Here is a 15215-nt window from a genome sequence, read left to right as displayed (position 1 = left end):
TACGGCTGCGTTTAGCAATAAGAAATGGATGACGTTTTCATTACTTTTCGTTTACAACATTTCATTTGCTTGCAAAAACCGCCGTATCTTCGACATACAGAGGCAGTCGGATTTTAACAATCGTCCCTTTGTTCTGTTCACTCTCAATCTGCAGGGTACCGTGATGATCATGAATAATTTTGGAGCTGATTGTTAATCCAAGCCCCATTCCTTTTTCTTTTAAAGTAAAAAACGGTTCTCCTATATGTTCTAGACGGTCTTTAGAAATTCCTACTCCTTCATCTCTAACTTCTATAAAAATATGGTTACCCTGCGCTGTTTTGATTGTAATGTAAATATTTCCAGGCCTATCCATGGCTTCAATTGCGTTTTTAAAAACATTAAGTAATACTTGAATAAGGTGATTTTTATTTCCATACACACTAGCGTTATTTGTTTGTTCATCGTATAAGAAGTCAATGTTTTTCAATAAAGCTTCATGGGAAGTTAAACTCATTACATACTTAACCGCTTCTGTAAGAGAAAACACGCGAAAATGTTCACTTTCAGGTTTTGACAAAAGGAGCATTTCACTGACAATACCATTAATTCGTTCCAGCTCATCAAGCATGATGTTAGCATACCCTATTGCGGATCGGTCTGTTTCTTTCATGAGCTGAACAAACCCTTTAATACTCGTAAGCGGATTTCTAATTTCATGAGCAATTCCAGCAGCTAATTCGCCTACTACAGAAAGCTTTTCCTTTTTTATCAGAAGCGCTTCTGCAAGCTTTTGCTGAGTGATATCTCGTCCAATTGTGATAAGAGCTTTTCTTGAGCCATCATCAAAAAACACAGGTACTTTAATAACATCAAATGTTTTGACCTCGCCGTTTGGTATTTCAAACGCTTCTTCCGTACGTACCTTTTCCTTTTTCCTCCAAGCTTCTTCATCCGATGAAATACAGTGTAAGAAAGCAGCTTGAAAGAAAGGGACAAGCTCCCCAAGTTCTGCATCGGTTTTACCCCTGTAATCAATACCCTTTAAATGATAAAGTTCTCTTCCAAAATCATTCACCGCCACCCATTTGCCAGCCCCATCTTTGAAACAAATAAAATCTGGCATTGAATTTATTAATGTAGCAAGCTGATACTGTTCATCAGACACCTGGGTATGAACCGAACGCTTATGAAGTAAATAAAACGTTCCAGCCGTTACGCCCACTAGTAAACTATCTTTTATCAAACTGCTAAGAGCATATGCTCCTTTAAAAAATGCCATTGTTTGAAAGACGATGTACACCCCTACAAGCAGAAGACCCGCTACCGCCGCTGCTTTTCGTACACCCTCCCTATTTTTTATCAACATTTCCCACCAGCCTTTGTTTTTTAAGTGAATACTCTCTATGTCTCATCAATTAAGTTCTGAATATTCTTCTTACTTTTAAACTAGTTTACCTTATTTTTTTATTCTTATCTAATACCTTTTTTTATTACTTTTGACACAGTTTCTTTTATCCTCTTTAGTTGTTTCCACATTTTCATTTTATTTGAATTATTTTCTCTATCAAAATAGGAATTTAGATACGGAGTATCCTGGAACATTTAGGTAATAATACTCTTTTTTGTATTTTCTTAATATTGTAAATTCTATTAGTACCAACTACATCGATAAATTTAGGGGGATTTTAATGAAAAAAACCGTGATTTCTTTGGCTGTAGCAACAAGTTTGACTTTATCTTTTACAAGTGTACAAGCTTCTACTTCTGCAAATGCTTCTCACCATCAAAGTTCTGAACAAAAAGTATTAAAAAAAATCAATGCTGAGAAAATTTATCAAGACATTGCGTATCTCTCAAAAAAACCTCGTGTGGCAGGAACTGAAGCTGAACGCGAAGCTGCTACATTTGTTCAAAAGCGTTTGTCTAAACTAGGCTATGAGAGCGCAGTAGAGCCTTTTACCTTTACCGGTTACACACCGGCAGCTAGTTTTTCACTAAGCGTAAACGGTACCAGCTACTCTCCAACAACTTTTACTTATAGCACCAATGGAAATGTCACTGCTGAAATTGTAGATGGAGGGCTGGGTACAAAAGATAATTTAGCAAACAAAGATGTAACAGGTAAAATTGTATTAGTTCAGCGAGGCACTATTACTTTTGGTGAAAAAGTATTAAATGCTGCTGAAAAAGGGGCTGCAGCCGTCATTATTTTTAATAATACAGACGGTGAGCTAAGCGGAACGCTTGGCGGCGCTAATGATAACTACATTCCGTCTCTTGCTGTTACCAAAGAAGAAGGTGAAAAGATTCTTACTTCTATTCAAAAAGGCGAAAAGCCTTCAGGTACAGTAAAAATTGAAGGAGCTGTCGTAAGTGAGCGAACATCTTATAATGTAACCGCTACTAAACCTTCTACTTTTAAGAAAAAAGGAACAAATGATATTATTGTAGTAGGTGCTCATCATGATTCTGTGGCCGGAGCGCCTGGGGCAAATGACGATGCTTCTGGAACAGCAATGGTGCTTGAATTAGCTCGCGTATTTAAAACTCTTCCTACTGATACAGAACTGCGATTTGTTACATTCGGAGCTGAAGAAGTAGGCTTACTAGGATCCGAGCATTATGTTAGTGAGCTATCTGAAGATGAGAAAAATCGTATTGTTGGAATGTTTAATTTAGACATGGTGGGAAGTCGAGATGCGGGAGATTTGGTGATGAATACAGCTGATGGAACACCAAATCTTGTCACAGAATTAGCTCAAGCTTCAAGTACAAGATTAAATGGATCACCTACGCCATTCCAAGCTGGCGGCCGCAGTGATCACGTTCCTTTTGCAGAGGCAGGAATACCGGCTGCTCTATTTATTCACAGTCCGTCTGAACCTTGGTATCATACGCCTGAAGATACCCTTGATAAAATAAGCAAAGAAAAACTTCAAGATGTGGCTGAGATTGTTGGAACAGCTATTTACGATCGTTCCCGTCCCGATCAACAAGGTTCTTCAGTTAAAAAGAAAGCAACATTTAAAGCTCCTCATCTTTATCACGAGCAAGATGTTAAATAAGAATCTGTCCCTGTTATTCATACATGATCAAAAAAAGAGATGTTTATGCATCTCTTTTTTTGACAAGCAGATTTCTCAAGGTTTTAAATCCATTATGCTACAATTATTATAGAGGAACCTCATTTATTGCTTACATAAAAATTTTGAACAAAAGAGGTGTATTTTTTGGATTTTACGGTAGACCATTCAATTCTTTTACTATCTATTCTCCTTGTCATAGGGGTACTTACTGCAAAGTTCTCTACTCGCCTTGGAGTCCCTTCGCTTGTACTCTTTATTATTGTAGGAATGGTTGTTAGCCACTACATCTACTTTGACAATGCTCTTTTAACACAAGGATTCGGAATATTAGCGCTTATCATTATTCTTTTTGATGGAGGCGTGCAGACCAAATGGAAAGATGTTAAACGCGTTGTTCGCCCTTCCGTTTCATTAGCTACTTTCGGAGTCCTCATTACGACAGTTTTAACGGGTGTACTTGCCAAATATATTTTAGGTGTTACTTGGCTTGAAGGCTTTTTATTTGGGGCAATCGTTGGCTCTACAGATGCTGCAGCCGTGTTCTCTGTACTAGGGACACAGAATATCCGCCAAAAATTAAACTCCACGCTAGAAGCAGAATCTGGTTCCAATGATCCGATGGCCATCTTCTTAACCGTTTCTATTATTGAATTAATTCAACATCCGGACTCTCCTATCCTCTCATTAATCCTTAATTTCTTTTGGCAAATGGGAATCGGGCTGGTACTTGGTTTAGTACTCGGAAAAGCATCCGTTTGGATTATTAATCGAATTAATTTGGATTCTTCAGGTCTTTACCCTGTGCTTACATTGTCATTGGCCGCCTTAACCTATGGAATTTCCACATTTGTAGAAGCAAGCGGTCTACTTGCTGTATATGTAATGGCAGTGGTAGTAGGGAATGCAGATCTAACTTATCGTCACACAATTGTCCGCTTTAACGAAGGTTTTGCATGGATGATGCAAATTTTAATGTTTATTTTACTCGGCCTTCTTGTCTTTCCTAATCAACTGCTAGATATCATTTGGCAGGGTATACTGTTATCTCTTTTACTTATGTTTGTCGCTCGTCCACTCGGCGTATTTCTTTCGATGATGTTTGCTAAATATTCTTCCAAAGAAAAACTGTTTATTTCTTGGGCCGGTTTAAAAGGAGCTGTTCCAATTGTATTGGCTACTTATCCTATGATGGCAGGTTTGGAGAACAGCACGCTCATTTTTAACGTCGTTTTCTTTGTTGTCTTAACTTCCGCTCTTCTTCAAGGAGCAACAATCGCTCCTTTAGCCAAATTTCTAAACCTTTCTCAAGGTGAAAAAGAGACGGTTCCTCACAGTCTCGAGCTTGTTTCGATGGGCAAAACCAAAAATGAAATGATTGAGTTGAAGCTCGTGGAACATGCAGATATATCAGGAAAATCGCTTGAAGAACTTCACCTCCCTGAAGACATTTTAGTGACTGCTGTTATTCGAGATGATAAACTACTTACCCCTAGAGGAAATACACAAATTTTTGCAGGTGATACATTATATATTCTTATTTCGAAGAAAAAACGGGATAAAGTAAAAGCATTTTTCCAAAAAAATACGTCTGATGGGGACGAAAGAGAAGGAAAAACTAGTTAAAAAATTGGTTAAAGTCTTTACGAGAAAAACAGCACCCGATTATTGAACGGAGTGCTGTTTTTGCTGTTGCATCAAATAAAGAGATTTATAATTGGGGTGATGTTTTAAAAGTTCTGAGACCGTTACAAATTTATACCCCTCTTCCTTTAACTTCGGTAAAATTTGTTTTAATGCTTCAATGGTTTGGGTTCGATCTCCTCCCGTATCATGAAACAATACAATATCTCCTGACCTGGCATGGTCAAGCACTTGACTTACAATTTTACCTACGCCTGGATTTCTCCAATCAAATGTATCTTGATGCCAAGACCAAAGAATAATGGTATACTGCTGATTTTTAGCAGCTTTTACTACCCGATCGTCATAATAGCCAGTAGGTGGACGAAACAGGTAAGGTTTTATTCCTGTAATAGCTTGTATACGTTCATCCGCTTTTTCAATTTCTTGTTCAATTCTCTCTACTTCCTGGCCCCTTACTTTCAAATGGCTATATGTATGATTAGCAAGTTCATGCCCTTCACGAACTTCTCTTTGAGCAAGCTTGGGAAACGACGTGACTCGATCTCCGACTACAAAAAAAGTTGCTTTGGCACCGTACTCTTGCAATAAATTCAAAATGGTCGGCGTATATCTAGGATCTGGTCCATCATCAAATGTAAGCGCAATTAACTTCTCGTCTTTCATGGGAACTTCCCACACGATATCTCCTTTTTTTTCATAATAAAATCTGCTCTTCTTTGCAGCATCCGCCTGAATACCATAGAAATTAATGGAAACAATAATGATAATTGACAAGTACCATTTCACTCAATGACCTCCTTTTTTGTCTAGGTGTGCTTCATGCGTATTGTCAATAAACGCTTTAATACCAACTGCAAATAATCGTTCATCACCTAAACACACGCGCTGTTGACGGCGATTAGCTGCAGAAGTTGATTTACGGTTTTTCATAGTCTTCTCTCCATTACTAATTGATTGTGTTTTTAGCTTTACCAAAAAGTCAAAAATAAACCTACGGGTTCTAATATGGCGAAAACATTTTTTTATAATAACTACACGCTGTCTAGCGTTTTGAATAGGAGATATATAAATGCGAAAATTTCATTTAGCTTTTCTGTTAATGATAAGCACAACCATGGTTATACTGCCTTCTGTTAAAGCAGTCAGTGAAAGCAATACGAAACATCAGCAGCTGACCGTAAGCGAACAAGGATATTCTCTTTCATTGCCCAATGAATATACGCTTCAAAAAGAAGAGGATGGAAAAGATATTCTTTTTTCAACCAAGACTCCCTATACGTGGATGCGAATTGAAGTCCTTTCCAGGAAAGAAAGTACAAGCAAATCATATCTAGATCGCTCAAAAGAATTATTTGATGACCAGTTTGGAAAATCGTTAAAAATTTCTTCTACATCCCTATTTATTCAGCCTGTTGTGTTTGCATCTACATCCGGGAGTAAAAAAGAAACGGCAAAGCTATATGTACTAAGAGAAACAAAGGGGCACCCTGCTTTAAAAATCACGATGATTACAGCTAAAAATTCTGATGATGAAAAAAAGTTAATTTCAATTGTTAACTCAGTAAAAACGCATGAATGAAAATAGATAAGGACGCCAGCTATGAAAAAAAAGATATTTCTTGTTTGCTTTATATGTTTGATGAGTGGCTGCTCAACTGCTTTTCGTGAAGAGCTTATTAACACACAAGAAGAAATTCCAAAAGAACGCTTGCCACAGCAAAAGTTCACCTATCCTTACAAAGGAAGCAGCAGAACAGAGGTAGGTTATCTTAAAAGAAGCACCAATCAAAACTATACGCTTTACGTACTAGAAGGATACAAGTTTACAGAAGAAGAGCCACGAAAAGATGTCATTTACAACAAAAAAAATGATGCTTTGTGGATGCGGATTGAAGTGTTTCCACCAAATAAAAGTGTAGATGAGCTCAATAAAGAAACAAAAAAAATTTTAAGAGCTGGCTTTTCAGAAGTGGCTTCCCTTGATACGCACCTCATTCACCATAACTTAGAGATAGCAGCTGCGTACAAAGCATCAGATGATAAAAGTAACGCATACGGTTTTCTCGTTCGAAAGCAAAATCAACACCCTCCTTTCCGATTAACGATCTTTGCTCCTAAATCTGAAAGAGATTTAACTCCGTTTTTAGAAATGGCGAGAACGCTTCAAAATGCATAAAACAGAGAAAAAGTCGGTTTACAAAGTGTGTAAACCGACTTTTTTTTATTTCATATCTAATAGTTTAGTTTTTAAATCTTTTTCCATTTGATACAGCTCTGATTCTGCCTCGGTACGCTTCGTACGTCCTTCTTCTTGTATCTTTAGCACTTCTTCTAACGTGGTAATCAAATCGGACTGCGTTTTTTTCAATGTTTCGATATCGACAATCCCCGCCTCGTTTTCACGAGCTACTTCAATCGTGTTCTGCTTGAGCAGCTCTGAATTTTTAGTAAGCAAGTCGTTTGTTGTCTTAGATACTTGCTTTTGGGCTTCCATTGCTTTCTTTTGGCGTAATAAAGTGGTTGCGATTACTACTTGATTTTTCCAAAGTGGAATAGCTGTTAAAATAGAGCTTTGAATTTTTTCCACAAGGGTCTGATTGACTTCTTGAATTAATCGAATCTGCGGTGCACTTTGAATGGCAATTTGACGGCTCAGTTTTAAATCATGCACTCGTTTTTCTAGCCTATTGATAAATTGATTTAAATCATTGACCTCCTGAGCCATCAAATAGTCATTTTTTTGAGATGCTGTTTGCTGAAGCTGGGGCAGCGTTTCATTCTGCAGCGCCACTAACTTGTATTCGGCCGCTGCAATGTAGACGTTAAGCGCCTCGTAAAACTGTTTATTTTTATCATATAAGCTATCTAGCATCGTAATGTCTCGATACAGCATTTGTTTTGAGCGCTCTAACTTATCTGCAATTTTATCAATTTCAACATTAATGCTTTGATATTTTGTTAATAAATTTTGAATAGGCCTAGAGACTCCTGAAAATAATCGACCGATGACTCCTTTTTTCTTTGCAGAAAAATCATCGGGATTCACTTGGCGAATCTTACTCATTAAATCTCCTATAACATCTCCTACTGGTCCCGTATCTTTCGTTTGCACATGCTGTAGTACAGATTGAGAAAACTGAGATAGTTCTGACTGAGCTGCTACCCCATACTGTAAGATAGCCTGCTGATTTTTATAATCAATTTGATTTGCGATTTTCTGTGCTTTTTCCTGATATTCCGGTGTCAAATCATCGTATGTGTTTCTTTTTGCAGCGCGAGAGTCCGATTGTACCTGCGGGGTAGGCGACGCAAAAGGATCATCAAGCAGCGCATCTAACGATTGATTTTGATTATATTCTTTCATCATAAAATCCCATCCTTTGCATTTACGTTACTTCGTGCGATTAGTAGCTGTCGGTATATACGGCTGCTCTTCTTCAAATGCTTGTTTTAGCACTTTAAGCTCTACATCTAACGTCAGCTTATCTTGTGAAAGAGCATTTGTTAATAAATGCTCATACTTCCCCGATAACCCGCGCAGCATGTCTTCCGCTTCATGAAGACTTTCTTTTACTTCTATGCTTTTCGTTGGTTTTGATAATAAAAACATATACCTTTCAATGACGGTAACCGTTGATTGTAAGTAGTTCGTAAAAAAAGGCTGAACATCTTTATATCGTGCGGGCTCTTTTTCTACCATTTCAATGATGCTTTTACCTACTTTGTGTAGTTTAGAAAGTTCTGTCCACATATGAACAGACCGAATTTTAAAACGATAGCTTCCAATGGTTCTTAATTGCTTTCTTGCCTCTTTTACTTGATGACGAACGTATGCAATTTCTTCTCTATACGGATTTTGATAATGACGTCGAGCACTGCTCATAATAAAAAACAGGCTCATCACGACCATTACTCCTATACTAATGCCAAAGGATTGAGTCATCGTGGTACTAAATCCAAAATAGCTGACCGGAACGGCTACTGCTCCTGTTGCCCAAATGGCAAGAATCTTTTTTATGATTCGAACGACTTTCATCGCTTTCACTCCTATCTCAAATGTGACCGAACTTTTAAACGTATACATATTATACCATTGTCTTCCCGTCTCTTAAAACGATTACTGTTATAATTTATATACGGATAAAACCTTTAAAGGTTTCACAAAACAAAAAAACAGGCAGCTATTAAAAGCTGCCTGTTTTTTATTGATCTTCGCGCTTGTTGTAATCATACTTCGAGCGTTCAATTGGTTTGAACCCTTCTGGTGTATGAAAGCGGAGTAAATCTCCGTAAACAAGTTTATCTGATAGTTCTAGCTTTTTCTTAACTAGTTCATCATACTTATCATACTGTTTCGCTTCCTTATCTGAAAGCTGCTTGCCCGTTGCGTTGTCATACACTTTCTGATCAACTTTTGTTACCTTAGGTGTAACAAAGTCACCGTTACGGAAAGGTACAACTTGCTGATGTTCTTTTGATAATAAGTCTGTACCAAAGTCAATATAGTCTTTTGTATCAAGACCTAATAAATGCATCACTGTTGGACGAACATCTACGTCTCCGCCATACGTATGATTTACGCCGCCTTTAAGGCCTGGTGAAGTAATAAATAATGGTACGCGCTGCAGTTGAGCTTGTTCAAAATCATTGATGTTTTTACCCATTACTTTGCCCATTGCACGCTTATGGTTTTCAGAAATACCGTAGTGGTCACCGTACATCACGACCATCGTATTGTCTGCTAAGCTAGAGGCCTGTAAATCCTCAAAGAATTGCTTAATTGATTCATCTAAATAACGAGCCGTTTGGAAGTATTGGTCAACTGACTTATCTCCCGTATTGTGAGGTCCAATCGTTTGGTCTTCCTTATCTAGCGGATAAGGGAAGTGGTTTGATAACGTAATGAACTTCGCGCTAAATGGCTGCTTTAAGCCTTTTAGGTACGGCATTGATTCTTTAAAGAATGGTTTATCTTTTAAACCATAGTTCAGCGTATCTTCGTCTGACATATTGTAATAAGCTGAATCAAAGAATTTTTCTACACCCATTGATTTATACATTTCATCACGGTTCCAGAACGATTTTCCATTTCCGTGGAACACAGATGTTGTATAGCCTTGCTGATCTAGAATACCAGATAGCGACTGATAGGTGTTATTTGCTTTTGTTGTAAATACAGAACCTTGAGGTAAGCCGAATAATGAGTTCTCCATCATGAATTCAGCATCTGACGTTTTACCTTGCCCTGTTTGATGGAAGAAGTTATCGAAATACATTGTGTTCTGATCTTTTAGTAGTGAATTTAAGAACGGCGTTACTTCTTCACCATTTAACTTATAACCAATCATAAATGACTGAAGTGACTCTAATGAAATATAGATGACGTTTTTGCCTTTTGCTTGACCGAAATATTCTTTGTTCGGCTCAGCATATGTTGCTTTTGCATAGTTCTCTACCTCAGCCACATCACTGCTATCTGCTAGCGCGCGCTGTGCTGAAGATTTCGAGCTCTGGATGATGTCATAGATCGTATAGTTATACGTTCCTAAATATTTTACTAAATAGTTGCGGTCAAATGTTCTTGTTAATAGTTGAGGACGATCCATTTCCGCTAGTGCGATGTTGGCACTTAAGAATAAAATCCCTGATAAAAATACACCTGTCACAGTACGTCGACTAATTGTTGCTGGTAAGTCAACTTTTTTCCATAGTACTAAAACTAAAAGAATAAAGAAATCTGTGAAGTATAAAATATCAGTTGGGCTAATTAAAGCCATGGCACTGCCGCCTAATTGACCAAAGTTGTTTGACTGAGTCAATACAGGAACAGTAATAAAATCATTAAAGAAGCGATAGTATACTACATTTGCGTACAGGATGAATGAAAGTAAAAAATTCATTCCAAGCAGTGCTCGTACTTTTCCCCGCCCTTTAAATAGTAGTGCAATGGCAAAAAAGAAAATTGCCGAACCAATTGGGTTTATGAAAAGTAAAAACTTTTGCATAAAATTATCTAGCCCTAAGTTAAATTCGATACGATAAACGGTATACGTTTTAATCCAAAACAACAAAACTGCAATTAGAAATAACGGCAGCTGTTTCGAAAAAATATTTTTACCGTTTGTCATGAGCTGTTTCATATTCCCACCTCTGTCTCTATTGAAATTTAAGCTCACTTTTATTTTTATAGTAAATGTAAAAAGAAATCTCCCTTACAAAAAATGTAAGAGAGCTAATCTGTTCTTTCACATTTTAACTCTTTAAAAAAAATTGTCAACACCGCTACGTATAATTTTCACCAAACGTGAGAAAATAACTACTTTCTTATTCCCAGCTATATCGGCTTTCAAACACAAATGTTTCCTATGCTTTTTTTCTTCTCACTATTTAATACGGACAGCTTCTCTTTAAGTTTCACTATTTTATATTTATTTTTTATTTTGTCCACTATACATATAAATTTAACACTTGCCTTAGTTTTCCTTCTCCTTTACAAGAGAATGCATAAAAGTGCTTGTGAATATTTGTTATACTAATACCTCTTATTTTCTTTTCTTTCTACAGTAAACCACATATTTTGAGTTATTTCTTTCTTTAAATTTGAAAAAAATGTGTCAGTTTGCATCGAAAATTTTTATTTTTTTACCTTTTTGTTTATAATATAAATTATAAATATTATTTGAAATTTCAGATCTCTTTAACGTCTGATCTAGAAAGTGCATTTTTTATATAAAATTGGAATGAGTATGGGCTATGCATGCTTGTATACCTAGAAGTTTAAACGTCTTACATTTTTATAAAGGAGAAAAAATGAAAGAATGTATTGTTTTCATTACAAATATTATTAATGTATTGCACGACGGATTAATTTATATTTTTTATTTACTAGGATTTTCTCTTTCAGATAAAGAACTTCACTTCTGGATTATTGGTATTATTGGACTGCTCACGTTTTTAAGCGTTTATATGATCTTTAAATTATTGTCAAAGTGGAAATTTAGTATTACAGCTATTTCTTTTATCTATACCCTTACCGTTATGCTTGTCTTAGTTTTTGCCATTGAAATTCAGCAAGGAATTACCACCCGAGGCAATATGGAATTTGATGATGCCATAGCAGGTTTATGGGGATTTTTAGTCTTTTTTAGTATTTATATCGCCTTTGCTTCTTTTTTTCTTTTATCCAAGAGGTTGTTGTCTTCGAATAAGGAGAAAAAAATAAAAACCGAGGCCCCTACTCGGAGCCAAAGGCACGTGAATTAATTTCATTTGAGTTTCAAAACGACTTGATGAATTCGTATTCGATTATATCGTTGAACCAAAATAAACGGTACGTTTGCGACAATCGCATAAATAACCATCCAAACACCTATAGAAGGAGAGTTCCATATAAAAAAAAGAATAGAAGGAAGTATGCTGATCCAGTGAGTTAACTCTGCTCGATTTGTTTCAATTAAAAAAAGCTGTGCATATTCCTTCGTTCTACTCTCCCATTTCTTTTTATAAAATCCTCGTTTAAATAGCTTTCCTGCATCAGGAAGCCACGTTTTCCATCGGTGCACCCCGAATTTTTTATATATCCCAACTGTTTCCCAGCTTTGAACCTTAAACAGCGCAAGGTCCTTCTTTAAATAAAAGGCAGAAATTTTTGTGCATCTGTAGGCGATCAACATGTGAATCACAAACCATGCCATGATATTAATTAAGAGCTGAGCACCTGTCATTTTATCACTTTCTTCTTTTTTTCTTCTTCTATAGATATGCTGCGTTCTTTCCATTTAACTTGCTTTCTCACCGCCGTTTGGACGAAAGACCATACGAATAGACCCAGAAAAAACAGTACATGAATAGGAAATAAGCACAAAGAAAAAAAAGTAAACGAACCTATTTTCCTTAAGCTATTAAATAAGAGGCTTACATAGCAAATATAGCTGCTAATTGCCAAGCCTGCATGTTGATTCCATAGAGTAGGTAAAAAAAGGATATAATTAATCATACTAGTAAGCCACAAGCTTACTAGAAATAAATAAATGGCTTCCGTTTTCCCCGCACCTGAAGCAAAACTTTTACTCCACCCTCTTATAAGGCTTTTCATACCATTTGGATACATGCGCATGGAAAGAGCTCCCTGTCCACTCATACACGTAATAAATTCACCTTGTTTGTTCATTTTCTCAACCAGCGCCATATTTTCAACCACTTCTTTTTTTATCCCTTCGTGGCCTCCGCTTTGAAAGTAGGAGGCTGCGCTGCAAAGCAAGCACTGCCCGAAACCGACAGAAGGACTTTTCCAATTTTTAAAGGGGTGAAACGCGCCAATCGATGCAAACGTAACATAGTGAAATAAAGCAGAAAGCATTTCATAAGGCCTCTTAACAAGGTGATAAGGATGAACCGACAGCACACCCCCTTGCTGTTGATAATAGAAAAATACTTTTTCAATTCCGTCTTTCTCTACTGTAATATCAGCATCTAAAAACAAAAGCACCGAGCCTTTTGCTTCTCGTGCTCCATTCCAGCATGCCCATGACTTTCCTAGCCACCCAGCTGGAAGTGCGCCCGGTTGCACTACTTTTACGCCAAATGCTTTGGCTACCCTCTCAGTATTATCTGTTGAGTTGTCATCTACAACAATCACTTCAAAGTCAGCGTTCCGTAACTGGAGTGACTGCAATAAAAAGGTAAGGTTTCTTTCTTCATTTCTAGCTGGAATAATAATGGACAAACATGACATATTGTTTCTTACTATTTTTACACGTTTAAATGTAGGGATAGTGATGACAAGCGTAGCTGTCAAGACAAGAGCAACCAGTAAAAAAGACATCCTTTTCTCCTTTCCTTCACGTATGAAAATTAGCAAACTGGACAAAATAAAAAGTTGTAGACCTATTTTTATTTTGCGTGAAGTCATTTTATACACATTGTTGACAACTCGCTTTTGTTTTATAAGGAGGAAAAAGATGAAAAAGAAAGTAATTGTTGTAGGCGCAGGTTTAGGTGGTCTGTCAGCTGCTATTCGTCTGTCAGCTGATGGATATGATGTAACAATCGTTGAAAAAAGCGAGCGAATTGGCGGTAAGTTAAATATTCGCAGCGGCAAAGGATTTTCTTTCGATACGGGACCTTCTATTTTAACAATGCCGTGGGTGCTAGAGCAGCTGTTTGACAGTGCAGGCCGCAATATCCACGACTACTTAACAATAGAACGAATTGAGCCTCAGTGGAGAACTTTTTTCCAAGATGGAACACAAATTGATTTGACCAGTGACCTTCCTCGCATGCTTCAGCAGCTTCAAGAACTTGCTCCAGAAGACATTGAAGGTTTTTTTGACTATTTATCTTATGCAAATAAAATGTATGAATCAAACTTAAAAAGTTTTTATAAAAAAAGTTTATCTGGACTTCACGATTTACGAACGATGCACACGGTAAAAGAACTGCTTCAAATGGATCCAATGAGATCTATGGATGCTACTACACGCAAATATTTTTCAAACAAACATTTGCGTCAATTGTTTAATTTTTTAATTATGTACATCGGTTCTTCTCCTTATCATGCACCGGCTGTATTAACACAGCTTGCTCACGTTCAGCTAGGATTAGGTATTTATTACGTAAAAGGCGGAATGTACAAAATTGCTGAAGCGATGGATAAGCTCCTTCAAGAACTTGGCGTCACTGTGCATCTAAATACGCCGGTAAAAGAAATTACAACAAACGGAGCAAAGGCAACTGGAATTACACTAGAAAATGGCGAGAATCTATCAGCAGATATTGTGGTATCTAATCTAGAAGCAATTCCAACTTACCGCTATTTATTAAAAAATCATGCGCAAGCAGCTAAGCAAACTCAACAGCTTGCAAAATTTGAACCTACTGTTTCTGGCCTTGTTCTTTTATTAGGGGTTAACAAACAGTACAAGCAGCTTCAACATCATAATTTCTTCTTCTCAAAGGATCAGAAAGAAGAGTTTGATACAATCTTTAACAAAGGTCAAGTAGCCATGGATCCGACAATTTACATTGGCGTATCGTCTAAATCAGACCCTACGCAAGCTCCTGAAGGAAAAGAAAACCTGTTCGTTCTTACTCATGTACCTCCTTTAAAAGAAGGCGACGACTGGGCTGCATTAAAAGACCGCTATCGTGATGTCGTATTGAAAAAGCTTGAGGCAATGGGATTAGAAGACTTACGTTCAAGCATTGAGTTTGAATATACGTTTACTCCTAACGATATCCAGGAGCTTTACGGTGCTAACGGCGGGTCCATTTATGGCGTAGCAACTGACCGTAAGAAAAATGGAGGTTTTAAAATTCCGGCAAGAAGTCAGCTTCTTTCTAACCTTTATTTTGTAGGCGGATCTACACACCCTGGAGGCGGCGTGCCAATGGTGACATTATCTGGTCAGCTTACAGCGGACGCAATTAATGAAGATTTTCAGATTCCTCCTATGCAAAAAGATATTGGATAATGAAAAAGTGCAGGAAATTCCTGCACTTTTT

The 15215-nt window shown here is 37.1% G+C and carries 14 protein-coding genes; 6 read left to right on the top strand and 8 right to left on the bottom strand.

Features of this window, described 5'->3' with window-relative positions; translation table 11 throughout:
- Positions 1–61: 61 nt before the first annotated feature.
- Positions 62–1348: an ATP-binding protein gene (locus ACFX4G_RS05445; RefSeq protein WP_377573194.1), complete on the bottom strand. Its 1287-nt coding sequence runs from the start codon at positions 1346–1348 to the stop codon at positions 62–64.
- A 322-nt stretch (positions 1349–1670) separates the two neighbouring features.
- On the opposite strand from ACFX4G_RS05445, the gene ACFX4G_RS05440 reads away from it, so the two are divergent.
- Both ACFX4G_RS05440 and ACFX4G_RS05435 read left to right on the top strand, forming a co-directional pair.
- Positions 1671–3047, top strand: a complete 1377-nt coding sequence (locus ACFX4G_RS05440) for a M28 family peptidase (protein ID WP_097823617.1) — start codon at positions 1671–1673, stop codon at positions 3045–3047.
- A gap of 165 nt (positions 3048–3212) precedes the next feature.
- Positions 3213–4691, top strand: a complete 1479-nt coding sequence (locus tag ACFX4G_RS05435; protein ID WP_043982063.1) for a potassium/proton antiporter — start codon at positions 3213–3215, stop codon at positions 4689–4691.
- Between the two features lie 39 nt (positions 4692–4730).
- Here ACFX4G_RS05435 and ACFX4G_RS05430 read toward each other — a convergent pair whose 3' ends face one another.
- Entirely contained in the window at positions 4731–5498 is a 768-nt protein-coding gene (locus tag ACFX4G_RS05430) for a polysaccharide deacetylase family protein (protein ID WP_377573190.1), read from the bottom strand.
- Positions 5499–5642 (bottom strand): hypothetical protein, encoded by a 144-nt coding sequence (locus tag ACFX4G_RS05425; RefSeq protein ID WP_165575249.1) that lies wholly within the window; start codon positions 5640–5642, stop codon positions 5499–5501. It lies immediately after the preceding gene.
- A gap of 139 nt (positions 5643–5781) precedes the next feature.
- Between ACFX4G_RS05425 and ACFX4G_RS05420 the strand changes: the two genes are divergently transcribed.
- Positions 5782–6291 carry a hypothetical protein gene (locus tag ACFX4G_RS05420; RefSeq protein WP_377573187.1) on the top strand — a complete coding sequence of 170 codons (510 nt, stop codon included), beginning with the start codon at positions 5782–5784 and terminating at the stop codon, positions 6289–6291.
- Positions 6292–6312: 21 nt separating this feature from the next.
- Positions 6313–6888, top strand: coding sequence for a hypothetical protein (locus ACFX4G_RS05415; protein WP_377573184.1), 576 nt, complete (start codon positions 6313–6315; stop codon positions 6886–6888).
- A gap of 45 nt (positions 6889–6933) precedes the next feature.
- Here ACFX4G_RS05415 and ACFX4G_RS05410 read toward each other — a convergent pair whose 3' ends face one another.
- The 3 genes from ACFX4G_RS05410 to ltaS form a co-directional block, all read right to left on the bottom strand.
- Positions 6934–8079 (bottom strand): toxic anion resistance protein, encoded by a 1146-nt coding sequence (locus ACFX4G_RS05410; RefSeq protein WP_013056731.1) that lies wholly within the window; start codon positions 8077–8079, stop codon positions 6934–6936.
- Positions 8080–8103: 24 nt separating this feature from the next.
- Complete coding sequence (locus ACFX4G_RS05405) at positions 8104–8748, bottom strand: 5-bromo-4-chloroindolyl phosphate hydrolysis family protein (protein ID WP_043982059.1); 645 nt, start codon at positions 8746–8748, stop codon at positions 8104–8106.
- Between the two features lie 166 nt (positions 8749–8914).
- Positions 8915–10852, bottom strand: coding sequence for a lipoteichoic acid synthase (ltaS, locus tag ACFX4G_RS05400; protein WP_377573181.1), 1938 nt, complete (start codon positions 10850–10852; stop codon positions 8915–8917).
- Positions 10853–11522: 670 nt separating this feature from the next.
- Between ltaS and ACFX4G_RS05395 the strand changes: the two genes are divergently transcribed.
- On the top strand, positions 11523–11975 hold the full coding sequence (locus tag ACFX4G_RS05395) for a hypothetical protein (RefSeq protein WP_013082868.1): 453 nt from the start codon (positions 11523–11525) through the stop codon (positions 11973–11975).
- A 2-nt stretch (positions 11976–11977) separates the two neighbouring features.
- Here ACFX4G_RS05395 and ACFX4G_RS05390 read toward each other — a convergent pair whose 3' ends face one another.
- Together ACFX4G_RS05390 and ACFX4G_RS05385 are read right to left on the bottom strand one after the other, a co-directional pair.
- Positions 11978–12436 (bottom strand): glycosyl-4,4'-diaponeurosporenoate acyltransferase CrtO family protein, encoded by a 459-nt coding sequence (locus ACFX4G_RS05390; protein ID WP_026106557.1) that lies wholly within the window; start codon positions 12434–12436, stop codon positions 11978–11980.
- A complete protein-coding gene (locus ACFX4G_RS05385; protein WP_377573178.1) occupies positions 12433–13536 on the bottom strand; it encodes a glycosyltransferase family 2 protein in 1104 nt (367 codons plus the stop codon). The genes ACFX4G_RS05390 and ACFX4G_RS05385 overlap by 4 nt, the downstream gene beginning before the upstream one ends.
- Before the next feature lie 136 nt (positions 13537–13672).
- Here ACFX4G_RS05385 and ACFX4G_RS05380 point away from each other — a divergent pair, with 136 nt between their 5' ends.
- Complete coding sequence (locus ACFX4G_RS05380; protein ID WP_377573175.1) at positions 13673–15184, top strand: phytoene desaturase family protein; 1512 nt, start codon at positions 13673–13675, stop codon at positions 15182–15184.
- Positions 15185–15215 lie beyond the last annotated feature (31 nt).

It is taken from the genome of Priestia sp. YIM B13486 (assembly GCF_042787865.1).
In the GTDB taxonomy this organism is placed as follows: domain Bacteria; phylum Bacillota; class Bacilli; order Bacillales; family Bacillaceae_H; genus Priestia; species Priestia megaterium.
The sequence above is the reverse complement of the archived record's forward strand: the minus strand, read 5'-3'. Positions and strand labels throughout refer to the sequence as shown.